This is a genomic window from Streptomyces sp. NBC_00440 (genome assembly GCF_036014215.1).
GTDB lineage: Bacteria > Actinomycetota > Actinomycetes > Streptomycetales > Streptomycetaceae > Streptomyces.
Genome location: NZ_CP107921.1, coordinates 6,593,893 through 6,607,029, shown reverse-complemented (window position 1 = coordinate 6,607,029; position 13,137 = coordinate 6,593,893). Strand labels below are relative to the sequence as shown.

At 70.5% G+C, this 13,137-nt stretch carries 12 protein-coding genes; all 12 read right to left on the bottom strand.

The genetic code is table 11. The features are described 5' to 3' along the window. Positions 1-195: 195 nt before the first annotated feature. Entirely contained in the window at positions 196-1,095 is a 900-nt protein-coding gene (locus OHB13_RS29465) for an alcohol dehydrogenase catalytic domain-containing protein (RefSeq protein WP_328379075.1), read from the bottom strand. Beyond that, positions 1,092-2,195 carry an acyltransferase family protein gene (locus OHB13_RS29460; protein ID WP_328379074.1) on the bottom strand — a complete coding sequence of 368 codons (1,104 nt, stop codon included), beginning with the start codon at positions 2,193-2,195 and terminating at the stop codon, positions 1,092-1,094. The genes OHB13_RS29465 and OHB13_RS29460 overlap by 4 nt, the downstream gene beginning before the upstream one ends. 194 nt (positions 2,196-2,389) lie before the next feature. Further along, positions 2,390-3,172: an alpha/beta fold hydrolase gene (locus OHB13_RS29455; RefSeq protein WP_328379073.1), complete on the bottom strand. Its 783-nt coding sequence runs from the start codon at positions 3,170-3,172 to the stop codon at positions 2,390-2,392. A 77-nt stretch (positions 3,173-3,249) separates the two neighbouring features. Continuing rightward, positions 3,250-4,380: an acyltransferase family protein gene (locus OHB13_RS29450; protein WP_328379072.1), complete on the bottom strand. Its 1,131-nt coding sequence runs from the start codon at positions 4,378-4,380 to the stop codon at positions 3,250-3,252. 86 nt (positions 4,381-4,466) lie between these two features. After that, positions 4,467-5,636: an acyltransferase family protein gene (locus OHB13_RS29445; protein WP_328379071.1), complete on the bottom strand. Its 1,170-nt coding sequence runs from the start codon at positions 5,634-5,636 to the stop codon at positions 4,467-4,469. Positions 5,637-5,719: 83 nt separating this feature from the next. Beyond that, positions 5,720-6,901, bottom strand: a complete 1,182-nt coding sequence (locus OHB13_RS29440) for an MFS transporter (protein WP_328379070.1) — start codon at positions 6,899-6,901, stop codon at positions 5,720-5,722. 264 nt (positions 6,902-7,165) lie between these two features. Continuing rightward, complete coding sequence (locus OHB13_RS29435; RefSeq protein WP_328379069.1) at positions 7,166-8,482, bottom strand: MFS transporter; 1,317 nt, start codon at positions 8,480-8,482, stop codon at positions 7,166-7,168. Next, positions 8,479-9,549 (bottom strand): zinc-dependent alcohol dehydrogenase, encoded by a 1,071-nt coding sequence (locus OHB13_RS29430; RefSeq protein WP_328379068.1) that lies wholly within the window; start codon positions 9,547-9,549, stop codon positions 8,479-8,481. Before OHB13_RS29430 ends, OHB13_RS29435 begins: the two co-directional genes overlap by 4 nt. After that, complete coding sequence (locus tag OHB13_RS29425) at positions 9,546-10,346, bottom strand: sugar phosphate isomerase/epimerase family protein (RefSeq protein ID WP_328379067.1); 801 nt, start codon at positions 10,344-10,346, stop codon at positions 9,546-9,548. The genes OHB13_RS29430 and OHB13_RS29425 overlap by 4 nt, the downstream gene beginning before the upstream one ends. After that, on the bottom strand, positions 10,343-11,437 hold the full coding sequence (locus OHB13_RS29420) for an alcohol dehydrogenase catalytic domain-containing protein (RefSeq protein WP_328379066.1): 1,095 nt from the start codon (positions 11,435-11,437) through the stop codon (positions 10,343-10,345). Before OHB13_RS29420 ends, OHB13_RS29425 begins: the two co-directional genes overlap by 4 nt. Beyond that, on the bottom strand, positions 11,434-12,447 hold the full coding sequence (locus OHB13_RS29415) for an ROK family protein (RefSeq protein ID WP_328379065.1): 1,014 nt from the start codon (positions 12,445-12,447) through the stop codon (positions 11,434-11,436). The genes OHB13_RS29420 and OHB13_RS29415 overlap by 4 nt, the downstream gene beginning before the upstream one ends. Then, positions 12,444-13,124, bottom strand: coding sequence for an HAD-IA family hydrolase (locus OHB13_RS29410; RefSeq protein WP_328379064.1), 681 nt, complete (start codon positions 13,122-13,124; stop codon positions 12,444-12,446). Before OHB13_RS29410 ends, OHB13_RS29415 begins: the two co-directional genes overlap by 4 nt. Positions 13,125-13,137 lie beyond the last annotated feature (13 nt).

Sequence of the window (13,137 nt, the reverse complement as noted above, 5' to 3'; positions counted from 1 at the left end):
CTGCCGCCCGGTGGGCGCGGGAGGGCGGTGGACGCGCTGTCGAGCAGTCGAAGAGCGGCCCGGGGCTCGTGGGGGCGGGGGACAGCTGCCCGGCGCCGGGGACGACTGCCGTCCCCGGCATCTGCGGAGGTCCGTCGCAGTCGGCTGAGCGCGGGGACGGGTTCTGTTCTCCTCCCCGCCCCGCAGCCGTACGGATCAGGTGTCCGGTGTCAGAAGGATCTTGCCGCGGATACCGCCCCCTTCAAGGAGGGCATGCGCCTTCTGCGCGTCCTCGAAGGGCAGGACATGGGCGATGCGCAGGGTCAGATGCCCCGCGTCCACCGTGCGTGCCAGAGTGCCGAGCATGCTGCCGTCGGTCCGCACACCGTAGATGTCCACCGTTACGGACCTCTCGGGCTCCGGCACGGCGAAAGGCGTCAGTGACAGGTAGCGTCCCCCCTCGCGCACCGCCGCCACCGTCTCCGGCCGGCCGGCCGCGTCGATGACGACATCGAACGCCCCGGCGGGAGGTGCGTCCAAGTCGGAGAAGACCTCGCAGGCCCCGAGGGCGGCCACGGCCGCCGCGTCGCCGCCGCGAGCCAGGCCGCTCGGCCGCCATCCGCGCAGTGCCGCGAGCTGGACGACGAAGCCTCCCACCGCGCCGCCGGCGCCGGCCACCAGCAGACGGCCGCAGTCGGGACCCAGCTGCGCCAGTGCCTGCTCCGCGGTGAGAGCGGCCAGTGGCAGCGCGGCGGCCTCCTCCAGCGGAACGCCGACGGGTGCGTGCGCCGCGAGCGACTCGTCCAGGGCGACGAATTCGGCGGACACCCCGGCTCCGGTGGACAGCGGGGACCGCGCGGCAATCACACGGTCACCCGCCCGGAAGCGGGTCGCACGGGGTCCCGCCTCGACGACGGTGCCGGAGACGTCCCAGCCCACGACGGCCGGCAGCAGCGGGGAGGGGATGTCACCCCGGCGTACTGCCACGTCGACCGGGTTGACCGCCACCGCGGCCACCCGGACCAGGATGTCCTGGGGTCCGGGCCGTGGCATGGTCCGCTCTGCCACGGTGAGGACCTCCGGCGGTCCGTACCGGTCGAAGGTCACGGCCCTCATGCGGTCACCTTCTTCCGGGGACGGCCCCAGCGGTTCATCGCAGGCCGTTCGACCGCCACGTACATCAGCCAGGCCACTCCGAGCGTCGCCACGGCCTCCAGCAGCAGCACGCAGAAGCCCGCTGCGGTTCCGAAGAACAAGTCGGGTCCGAGCAGCTCCCGGACGACGTTCAGCAGGATCAGATGGACCATGTAGAAGGCGAAGGAGACCTCGCCGAGCCAGTGGAGGAAGCGGTTGCGCAACAGTGACGGCCTGCCTTCGACATCGGCCATCGCGACTGCCGGGATCAAGAGGGCCATCGGGATGACGAAGACCGCGTCGAGGGCGTAGAGCCAAGGAATGTACAGGGAGAGCGCGTAGGCCGCCACGCAGGCAAGTGCGGCGGGCAGCGGCTTCACGCGGAACCTGACCCCGGTGAGGACGATGCGTGCCATCAGCATGCCGAGTACGAAGTCCATGGCGCGTACCGGAGGGAGCATGTACACGCTCCAGTACTGCCAGACGGAGGCCGGGGAGCCCTCCGGCATGGGCGGGTCGCCAGGGAGCAGCAGGTACGCGAGCGCCGGGACGGCGATCACCGCAGCGGCGGTCCCGATGGCCCAGCGCCACAGGTGTGCGGACGGGATCCGCTTGATCCAGCGCAGGAACAGCGGGAAGCAGAGGTAGAAGAAGAGCTCGCAGGCGAGTGACCAGCTCGGCGGGTTGACCCCGAGGAACACCGAGAACTCCGGCACCCACGCATGCACCAGGAAAAGGTTCGGCACGGCCTGCCACCACTGGGTGGCGGCGCCGGTGAGGAGTACGAGGGCCAGTACCCAGGTGACCAGATGGTTCGGGTAGACCTTGAAGAAGCGACGGCGCCAGAAGTGCCGGGGCCGGTCGCCGGACCGTGCCGACCAGGTCAGGACGAATCCGCTGAGGATGAAGAAGAAGGTCACGCCGGCCCAGCCGGCGTTACTGAACAGCCACCGGTAGCCGTCCGCGACGTCGTCCGAGGCGAAGGGGTTGAGGGCCGGCAGGGCCAGCGAGGAGTGGTACCCGAACACCAGCAGGGCGGCGATGAAGCGCAGCCCGGTGAGGGACGGGAGCCTTCCGTGCACCGCCCGGTTCGTCGGGGGCGCCGGGGGTGCCTCGGACGTCCGGGACGTCTGGGCAGTGCGCTCCGCGGATATCGCGGAGGATTCCGAGGTGATGGACAAGGTGGCTCCGGAGGAATACGGGAAGCGGGAAGGGGCCGGCGGGCGCGGGCGGGATCGTGCCGCCCACGCCGGCCGTGGAGGCGCTGTGTGTCCGGTCAGTCGCGGTCGAGGAACTCGCCCACGAGCTCGACCAGTTGCTCTGTCTTCTCGAAGACGACCATGTGACCGCTCTCGAGTTCGGCGTAGTCGCTGCCGGTGATGGCCGCGTGGATCTCACGCGAGTGCTCGACGGGGATCAACACGTCCCGGGTGGAGCCGATGACCAGGGTGCGGGCGGTGATCGACGCCAGGCGGTCGCGGATGTCGACCCGGCCGTCGAGTTCGATCTGCCGCAGGGTGCCCAGCTCGGCCTTGATCCCGGCGACGGTGCTCTTGACCCCCTCGCTGCCGAACCCGGCGAGGAAGGGCGGGGAGAAGATCAGCAGTGCGCTGTATGCGGCGAAGGCGTCCTCGTCGATGTCCGGCAGGCGTCGCCACAGGTCGAGGGCCAGCTGCTGGCGGGGGTCGTCGTTGCGGGCCCACCCGTTGATGAGGATCAGGCGGCGGACGAGCTCGGGGTGCTTGGCGGCGGCAGCCGCCGCGACGACCGCGCCGAGCGAGAATCCGACGATGTCGATCGGCTCGTCGGTCGCCGCGCGGGCGGCCCCGATCACCTGGTCGACCAGCTCGTCGAGGCTCAGCTCTCCCTCGTGCAGGGGGGTGTGACCGCTGCCCGAGTAGTCGGGGGTGATGACGGTGAATCGGTCGGTGAAGTGCTCCCGCACATGGCCGAAGTTGGTTTCGCCGTCGGCGGCGGTGCCGTGGACGAACAGCAGGCCGCGGCCGTTGCCCTGGGCGGTGTAGTGGACGGCGATGCCGTTGACGTCGATCTTGGACACGAGTGCCTCCGAGGGATCGGGGATGGATGTACGGGAAATGTGAGAGGTCGTGGGAGACACCGCGGGCGGAGCCGGGGTCAGCGCAGAGCCGGGGCGGGCCGGCGCTCTTCCTGTCCTGGCTCCGGTGCGGCGCCCGCGCCCCTGTCCGGTCTCGCCCAGCGGCGCATGACGGGACGCTCGACACACATCAGGAGCAGCCAGCCGACCAGCAGGGTGGCGAAGAAGAACCCGATCAGCACCAGGGTTCCGGGGAACGGGTCGAAGAGCCGCTCGTCCATCAGCGCGGTGCGGCCGAAGTACATCACCACGTACTGGGCGAGGTAGAAGCCGAAGGAGACCGTGCCGAGCCACTGCATCGTGCGTCCGCGCAGCACGGTGGGCCGGCGCTCGATGTCGGCGCGGGCGACCGCGCAGATCAGCAGGGAGACGGGCACGATCGTCGCCAGGTTCAGGCCGTACAGGAATGGCACCACCATCGCCACGGCGTACCCCACCACGCACAGCAGGGCCGCCGGAAGAATCCGGATCCGGGTGAACGCTCCCGACAGCACCAGCCGCGCCAGGATCATGCCGAGGACGAACTCGAACATCCGCACCGGCGGGAAGTTGTAACCGAACCAGAACTGCGCCACGGAGATGCCGAAGCCCTCGGGTCCCTCCGGCTGCTGGGGCACCAGGAAGTCCGTGACCAGCTGCACGGCCAGCATGCCGCCGGCCATGGCCCCCGCCCACACCCACAGGAAGCGCTCCCTGATCCGCAGGACGGGCCGGATCAGGAACGGGAACAGCAGATAGAAGAGCAGTTCGCTGCAGAGCGACCAGCTCGGCGGATTCACACTGATGTAGGTACCGTGCTGCGGGAACCAGGAGTGGAGCAGGAAGAAGTTCGGCAGCCAGGCCGAGACCGGAGTCATCGCGCCGGCGAACAGCACCATGGCGAGGGCCCACATCGCGACGTGGTTGGGGAAGATCTTCAGGAGACGACGGCGCAGGAACCCCGTGATCGTGTCATGGGGCTTGGCCGACCAGGTCAGGACGAATCCGCTCAGCACGAAGAAGAACGAGACCCCCATCCACCCGGCCTTGCTGAACAGCCAGCGGAAACCTTCCTGCCAGTTCTCGTCGGCGTACGGATTCATCGGCGGGTCGCTGAAGGTGGCGTGGAAGAAGAAGACCAGTGCGGCGGCTATGAACCTCAGCCCCGTCAACGAGGGGAGTTTGACTCTCGGGCGCTCGGCAGATCCGACCGCGCCGGCAGGAGGGGACGACGAGGGCATGGGAAGCGAACTGCCTTTCACGAGGCGGGGGTGAGCTGCCGGTCGGAAGTGGATTCCGCGGGCAGGAACGGGGGTTTGGCGCGGGGCCTGGCCCAGCGCCGCATCACGGGACGCTCCACACAGGTCAGGAGCAGCCAGCCCACCGCGAGGGCGGCGACGAACTCCGCAGCCACAATGGCGATGCCGACCGGAGTGGAGTACGTCTGGAGATCCATCAGTGTGTCGCGGAAGAAGGTGAGAACGATCTGCTGGGCGAGGTAGAAGCCGAAGGAGACCGTGCCGAGCCACTGCATCGTGCGTCCGCGCAGCACGGTGGGCCGGCGCTCGATGTCGGCGCGGGCGACCGCGCAGATCAGCAGGGAGACGGGCACGATCGTCGCCAGGTTCAGGCCGTACAGGAATGGCACCACCATCGCCACGGCGTACCCCACCACGCACAGCAGGGCCGCCGGAAGAATCCGGATCCGGGTGAACGCTCCCGACAGCACCAGCCGCGCCAGGATCATGCCGAGGACGAACTCGAACATCCGCACCGGCGGGAAGTTGTAACCGAACCAGAACTGCCAGACCGTCACGTCCGTACCAGGGGCATCGGGGCTGCTGGGCGCGAGGAAGTCGGTGACCAGCTGCACGGCCAGCATGCCGCCGGTCATGCCCCCCGCCCACACCCACAGGAAGCGCTCCCTGATCCGCAGGACGGGCCGGATCAGGAACGGGAACAGCAGATAGAAGAGCAGTTCGCTGCAGAGCGACCAGGCCGGGGCGTTGAGGCCCATGTGGACCGTCGGGTCGGGATTCCACGAGTGGACCAGCAGTATGTTCGGCAGCCAGACCCCCAGCGGGATGGCCGTCCCGCCGAAGAGGAACATCGCCATCACCCAGGTGGCGACGTGGTTGGGGAAGATTTTCAGCAGACGACGGCGCAGGAACCCCGTGATCGTGTCATGGGGCTTGGCCGACCAGGTCAGGACGAATCCGCTCAGCACGAAGAAGAACGAGACCCCCATCCACCCGGCCTTGCTGAACAGCCAGCGGAAACCGTCGGCGACGTCCTCGTCGGCGAAGGGGTTCATGGAAATGAAGATCAGCGAGGCGTGGAAGAAGAAGACCAGTGCGGCGGCTATGAACCTCAGCCCCGTCAGGGACGGGAGCTGGGGCCTGGCGGACGGCGCTGAGGTAACAGGCATACGTCTGGCTCTCTCGGTAGGGACAGCGGTTCACGGGGTCGGCGCGGCGGAGGCCGCGGGCTCGGCGCGGGTCGTGCCACCGGTCAGGCGGGGACCCGCGAGCCGGTGTCCGCGTCGGATTCCGCAACCGCCTTCCGGCGCCGCTCGACGTGGACGATCTGGGCGATCAGCAGGGCCCCGAGGGCGGTGAACACCGCCGCGCCGAGCGTCACGGAGCGCGTACCGAAGCCTTGGTCGATGACCTGCCCGCCCGCCCAGGAGCCCAGTGCGGCGCCGAGACCGAAGGCGGACATGTTGGCGGTCAGTGAGAGTGTCGGGGCGTCCGCCGCCGCGGTGAGGACTTTGGTCTGGAGTCCGGGGATCAGAGCGAACGTGGCAATGGAGAACAGAGCAAGAAACACCGCCCCACCGACCGCCGAGGGGGCTACGAACCAGTACAGGACGCAGACCGCGGCGAGTACCCAGGACAGGGTGAGGACGGCCGTGTCGACGGACTTGTTGGCGATCCGGCCGCCGACGGCGTTGCCCACGAGTGAGCCCAGCCCGTACGCCAGCAGCACGGCCGGGACCCAGGCGGACGGGAAGTTCCCGACGTCCGTGAGCAGCGGCACCATGTAGGTGATCAGCGTGAACATTCCGGCCGAGCAGAGCATGGTGGCCACGACCGTGCCGATCACCTGCCACTGCCGGAACACCCGCAGTTGGTGGGCGGGGGGCGCATCGGCGGTGGCGTCGTCATCGGGGATCACCAACAGGATGAGAACGAGGGCGACCAGGGCGAGCACGGCGACGCCCCCGAAGGTGGCCCGCCAGTTGAACTGCTGCGCTACCAGTGTGCCGAGGGGAACGCCTAGCACGGTCGCAAGATTGATGCCCAGTTGCGTGTTCGCGACCGCCGACCCCTCCCGCCCCTTGGCGGCCATGCTGCTCGCGGTGACGACGCAGACGGCGAGGAAGGTGCCGTGGATGACAGCGGTCAGCACGCGGCCGGCGACCAGCACGCCGAAGTTCGGCGCAAGGCTCGAGACGGCGTTGCCGGCGACGGAGACCAGAAGGAGCGCCGCCAGCAGGTACTTGCGGCGGATCCGGGTGGAGACGGCGGTGACGAGTGGGCCGCCGATCACCACGGTCAGCGCGTAGACAGTGACGAGAAGGCCCGCGGTGGGGACGGTCACCGACAGGTCCCGGGACAGGTCTCCCAGCATCCCGCTCGGCGCCAGTTCTGCAGTACCGACGCAGAAGATGGCCAGAATCAGTACCGCCATACGAAACCGCATGGGCTGCCTCTCATTGACTACGGGCGACGGTGGACGCGGCCGGGCCGGCTCGACAAGCACCTACGGCGCGGCAAGGGGGGCGCCGACGGCTGCCCTGGCCCGCACCGTTGCGGCCGGGCCGAAGGCGCGGGGTCCGAATCGATGAACGACAAGCCAGAAGTTGACTATGTCGCACAAGTGCTTCCCTGGAAGCGTCAACGTAACTATAGAAGTTATTTGGCTAATATACAAGCAGCTTGCTGCTCGCGCCGTTCACCGCTCGTCACCCACAGCCGGAACGGGCCGCCACAGGAGGACGACGGCCAGCGTCAGAAGGGCGAGCGCCGTCGAAACCGCGGGAAGCCAAGCCGTCGAGACGCCGAGCAGGATCGCTCCCGAACCCGATCCGCAGGCGATCCCGATCTGGAAGACCGTGACGTAGACCGACGACGCCCGGTCGGCGTCCCTGGCCGCCAGGCGCATGACGCCCGTCTGGAACACAGGCCCCGCCGCGGCGAACGCGCCGCCCCACAGAGCGACGGCGACAGCGACAGCTGTGTACCGCACCGCCGTCGGAACCGGGGCGAACCCGAGGGCCAGAAGACCGACGCCCGCCAGGAAGGCCGCCATGGTGACGGCCGCGGTCTGCTGCGGCACTGTGTCGTTGTAGCGCCCGACGAGATAGGTCGCCGCGGCTCCGGCGAGACCGAAGACCGTGAGCAGCGTGACCATCGCACGCGAAGCTCCTGTGACGTCGGTGACGATGACGGCGAAATAGGTGTAGCTCAGGAAGTGCGCCGTGACGAGTACCAGCGCCACGCCGCACAGGATCAGTACCCCTCGCCAGTTCACGGAGGCGTCTCCCCCCTCCCGCACGGTGGCGGTCCCTCGCGCCACGGTCGCGGTCCCGCCTGTGGGAGAGGCCGTGGCGTCACGCGCGGGAGAGGCTGTGGCGTCGTACGCCGGCCCTTCCTTCCGGGCTGCCCCTCCGCCCGTACGCGGCCCGAGGGCCCAGACGAGGGCCAGGGTCACCGCCACCGTGGCGGCCGCGAGCACCAGGACGGTGGCTCGCCAGCCGATGAGTCCGCCGATCAGGGTCGTGCCCGGACTCCCCACGATCGCCGCGAGCGACGCCCCGCCGAAGACCGCGGCGGTCGCGGTTCCCACCCGGTCACGCGGCACCAGGGTCGCGGCCGCCGGCGCGATCAACGACCACAGCACCCCATGGGTCAGTGCTGCCGCGACCCGGCTCACCACCATCATTGTGTACCCGGTCGCGGCCGCGGCGAGCAACTCCGCCCCGACCAGGACCGCCAGGGAGGCCACCAGCGCCGTGCTGCGGGAGACCCGCGAGGCCAGCGCCACGGTCGGGATGGTGACGACGGCCGCGACCAGGGCGTATCCCGTGACGAGGAGCCCGACCCGACCGGGCGTCGCGTCAAGGCTGTGGGCGATCTCCTGCATGAGCCCGACCGGGAAGACCTCGAAGGTGACGTAGACGAACGTGGCAGCGGCGAGTACCGCCAGACGGACGGCAGTCCGCCCGTCGATCCCGGCCGTCAAAGTCGTCGACGCCTCGGTGGCACTCACAGGCAATCGGTCCCCTCTGCGCCGGAGTCGCCGCGGGCCGGCTCTTCGCGACTGTCCAGGTCGATGCGCACCAGCACCTTGGGGCGGGCGCGGTCACCGGACGCCAGGTGGGCGAAGGCGGCGTCGAGCTGGTCGAGCGGGAAGATCCGGTCGACCAGCGCGTCCAGGTTCACCGCGCCCGACTGCACGAGACCGACGAGCCGGTCCCAGTGGCCGACACCGGACAACACGCCGTGAAGCGTCACGTCACGGATCACCAGCGTGGCCGCGTCGAACCCGTCGGTGGTGCGGTGCGGAGTCCCGAGCTGGGCCACCCGGCCGCCCGGCGCGATCAGCTCCACGGTCGAGCGGACAGCGGCGGTGCTGCCGGACGCTTCGATCACGACGTCGTAGGACGCCTCGTCGGCCTCGGCGGGGGCCACCGAGGAGCGAAGGCCGAGCCGGCCCGCCAACTCTCGGGCGGCGGGCTGCGGATCGAACACGACGGTGGCGGCTCCGAGAGCGGTGGCGATCTGGGCCGCGGCGAGCCCGAGGGTCCCCGCGCCAAGCACCGCGACCCGGTCCTTCCCCGTCACGGCGAGCCGGTCCACGGCGTGGACCGCTGCGGCTGTCGGCTCCAGGAGGACCCCTGCGGCGTCGGACAGCCCGTCGGGGATCAGTGTCAGCGTTTCCCGCGGGGCGGTGAGGAACTCCGAGCCCGCACCCGGCCGGGGGCCGAGTACCCCGATCTCGCTACGGTCCGGGCAGTATCTGATCCGGCCTTGTGCGCAGTGGGAACACTGGCCGCAACCACGGAAGTTGTGGCCCGAAACACGCCGGCCGACGATCGCCGGGCCGGTGCCGGGGCCGACGCTCACCACGGTGCCGAGCCACTCGTGGCCGACGACGAAGGGGTAACTCTTCAGCCCGTCGCGCAGATAGTTGCTGCTCCCGTCGAAGAAGCCGAGGTCAGTCCCGCACAGACCGAGCACGGCCACCCGGATCAGCGCCTCACCAGGGCCCGGTTCGGGTACGTCGGTCTCCGTGACCGACACCGCGCGCGGACCGGTGAGCTGAATGGATTTCATCGATCGTCCTTGGAAGGGCTGGGCTCGGCCGCGGCTCGGCAGAGCGTGATGTCGGTGCGCAGTCGGGCGACTGCCCACCGGTAGTCGTTCTCGACGAGCACCGAACGGGCGCCGGTGCGCCGCAGCAGGTTCCGCAGCTCGTCGTGGGCCGGCGTCACCCCGTCTCCCTCGGCGCCGGCGGTGGGCTCCTTCACGTGAAGGTCCGGGAGGAGCATCCCGGCAGCGCCGACCGATGCGGCGAACTCCATGGGTGATTCACCTGCGTCCAGGAGGTTGCCGATGTCCAGCACCAGTCGCAGCTCCGGCCGGCCCACCGCCCGGGCCAGCGCGAGGGAGGCGCCGGGCCCGAGGGGGGATTCGTAGGCGAGGGTCAGACCCGCCGCACAGACGCTCCCGCACAGGACGCGCAGTGCCTCGACCGTGCCGGCCCGCATTCCTTCGGTGTCCGGCAGGCTCCGCCGGAAACCGGGAACGTGGAGCACCCGCGCCCCGAGACTCGATGCGCTCTCCAGGGCCCGCTCCACGAGGGCGAGGGCCGCCGCATTCGCGACTCCCCCGGGGTGCGCCAGGCCGATGTCGTTCACGTGGTTGACCGCGAGCACGGGTACCGGGATGTCCCCGGCGAACGCCATGGCCGCACGCAGCTCGCCCGGCTCACTCAGCAGGGCGCCGCGGTGGGCGCCGCCGAAGTCGAGGTGCAGCTCGTCGGCGCCGGCTGCCAGGGCCACGCGGGCCGCGTCACTGCGGTCGGTGCCGATCCGCCATTGCGGGGCGGCGACGGCCAGGGCAGCGGTCATGGCCGCTCCCCGACCCGGATGGCGGCCTTGAGCACCCGGCGCCCGTCGAAGTGCCGCCCGGTGGAGGTGAGCACCGAATTGATCAGGCCGGCCGCGGACTTCAGATCCGACTCATGGGTCAGCGCGTGCCGCCCCAGCGGTTCGGCCCGCGTCGCGAGGAGGAGGTCGACCGCCTGGCGCAGATGGTCCCGTGCCACGCCGCGATGGCCGAAGAGCAGCAGAGGACCGGCCGGACGGTCGAAGGTGAAGATCTCCGGCGGCCACGGCACGCCCCCGCAGTTGGCCGCGCGTAAGGCCGCCACGTCGATGTCGCGGCCGGCCAGGGGCATGGCACCGGACGGCAGGCCCGCGTGCACGTCGACCAACAGCGCACCCCGTACATGACGGTCCAGCGCGGACAATGCCTCCCGTGTGCCGGTACGGGGCGTGGCGATCACTGCCGCGACCGGTGACGGCAGGCCGGCCAGTCTCTGCGGCAGATCCTCGTCGTGCGGGTCCACCGCATCGTTCCCACGCCCCACCAAGAGAGTTTCGACGCCGGGAATTTCGCGCGTCCAAGCCTCCCGGGCCAGCCGTCCGACGATGCCGTCACCCCACACCACCAGGGTTGCGGGCCGCAGAGTGTGGAGTGCGATCCGCAGGCCGTACAGGACCGAGGCGAGCGGCTCGGCGAGCGCGGCGACGCGTGGGTGGTCCGCACCGTCCGGCACCGGGACGACCAGTCCGGCACGGACGGCACCGGCGGGTATCCGGGTGCGCTCCGCCCACAGCCCCGGCAGGTTGTGGCCGAGCAGGAACGCGGGGTCGTCGGGGTGGGTGGGGTTCACGGTGACCAGTGAGCCGGTCGGCAGGCCGGTGTCACCGGGCTCGACGACGTGGGCCACGCCCTCGTGCCCCAGGACGGGGCTCGGGTCGTCGCGCAGTCCCCGGAGGATCTGCCAGTCGGTTCCGCAGACGCCGACGGTCAAGGGTGCCAGCAGGGCGTCACCTGGATCGAGCGCCGGTGTCCTCACTTCGGTGACGTCGACCGGAGTGCGGCCGAGGGCATCCGGTGGTCGGCGCACCAACGCGAGGTGTGTCGCGGCGCTCACGGCATGATTCCCGACGCCCAGCCGCCGAGGCGCTCCGCCCCGCGCAGCGCGTCGACCTGGCCGGGTGCGCAGAACACCAGCCGGTCGTCGAGCCATGTCTCGCTGCGCCCCCTGTCCGCGTACGAGGTCGGTTCGGCGAGCTGCCGCCGCAGCTCGGTGAAGTAGTGGATGCCGAGTCCCTCGACGACTCCCCCACCGAGACCGAGCAGATCGAGGTGGGGGTCGAGGCACCACAGGGTGCGGATCATGTGCGCGATTGGTTCGACGCACAGCTCGAGCAGCCGGACCGCCTCGGGGTCGCGCACACCGAGCGCGCGGGGGAGCCATTCCTCTGCCGCCATGGCCTCGGGGACGCCGAGCCGGCGGGCGACGTTCGCGATACCGGGCCCGGAGGCGATCGACGCGAGGTGATCCGGCGCTCCGCACGCGCAAGGCAGCCCCACGAGCCGGGACCCCGGTCCTGCCATGGCCGGGAGGTGGCCGATCTCCCCCTGCAGGCCCCACTCGTCGACGGCGATCCGTGTCCGGTCCAGGTCCGCGACACGCATCGCGATACCGCTGCTGATGGTCAGGTATCCGATGCGCCGGGTGCCGCTCCGGGCGCTCGTGGCGGCGAAATCCAGAAGCCCGGCAGTCACGTCGTTGACCAGGACCCAGTCGACGTCGGGCCGACGCCGCCGCAGCTCGCCTCCCAGCTCGTACGGCGACGCCTCGGATCCCCACAGGGGCGCCGAACCGTAGACCATGCCGGTGAGGTGGTCGATGGCCGCGCCGAAGGAGATCGCGGTGCGGGCTCCGGGCGGGGCGGCCCGGCACAACAGCTCGGCCATGTCCTCCCGCAAGTCCTCGACCGACCGGTCGGGGTGGTTGAGCCGGCTCGGGGAACGGAGACGCTCGACGGGAGCGTCGGCACCGCCGGAGCGCAGCCGCACCCAGGTGCCTCCGATGTCCGCGGCGAACGTCGTCGCCGCCGAGGGGCCCGCCGGAGGTGTCGCGACGGCGCTAGTCACGGCCGGGCCGCCGGGACGGCGATCGGCGCGGGAACGTCCAGCACCACGCCGGGGCGCGGGGAGCTCGCCTCGGTGATCCGGAAGCCGCGGAAATCGGCATACCTCTCGGCGACGCCGTCGAAGGTGGCGAGGGCGCCGATGACGACCGTGCGCCCGCCGGTGTCCAGGCCCGCCCGTACACCGGCTTCGGAATCCTCGAAGACGACGGTGGACCCCGGGTCCGCCCCCAGCGCGGCTGCGGCCAGCAGGTAGCCCTCCGGATGCGGCTTGCCGTGGGTCACGTCGTCCGCGCTCAGCAGCACCTCGGGCACGGGAAGCCCCGCCGCTGCGAGCCGCACCTCGGCCAGTTTCCGCCCGGCCGACGTGACGACCGCCCAGGACGCGCGCGGCAGTGCCGCGAGGAACTCTCCTGCACCGGGGATCTCCTTGATCCCGGTGGTCTCCGACTCCTCGTGTGCGACGAGCCTGCGGGTCTCCGCCGCGGCCAGTTCCGCGTCGAGGAGGAACTGACTGACGGTGTTCGCGGTGGGGCGGCCGTGCGCGAAGGCCAGGACCTCGCCGAGGTCGAGTCCGTGCCGGTCGCAGAAGCCACCCCAGGTGGACTCGACGAGTGCCGTCGAGTCCACCAGGGTGCCGTCCATGTCGAACAGCAGCGCCTGGGCTTGTATCTGGGGCAAGGGGTCCTCCTGG

What these genes read in the sequence shown, in the direction of transcription:
- OHB13_RS29445 (WP_328379071.1), bottom strand. Translation starts at nt 5,636, where the DNA reads ATGCCTGTTACCTCAGCGCCGTCCGCCAGGCCCCAGCTCCCGTCCCTG.
- OHB13_RS29440 (WP_328379070.1), bottom strand. Translation starts at nt 6,901, where the DNA reads ATGGCGGTACTGATTCTGGCCATCTTCTGCGTCGGTACTGCAGAACTG.
- OHB13_RS29425 (WP_328379067.1), bottom strand. Translation starts at nt 10,346, where the DNA reads ATGACCGCTGCCCTGGCCGTCGCCGCCCCGCAATGGCGGATCGGCACC.
- OHB13_RS29430 (WP_328379068.1), bottom strand. Translation starts at nt 9,549, where the DNA reads ATGAAATCCATTCAGCTCACCGGTCCGCGCGCGGTGTCGGTCACGGAG.
- OHB13_RS29465 (WP_328379075.1), bottom strand. Translation starts at nt 1,095, where the DNA reads ATGAGGGCCGTGACCTTCGACCGGTACGGACCGCCGGAGGTCCTCACC.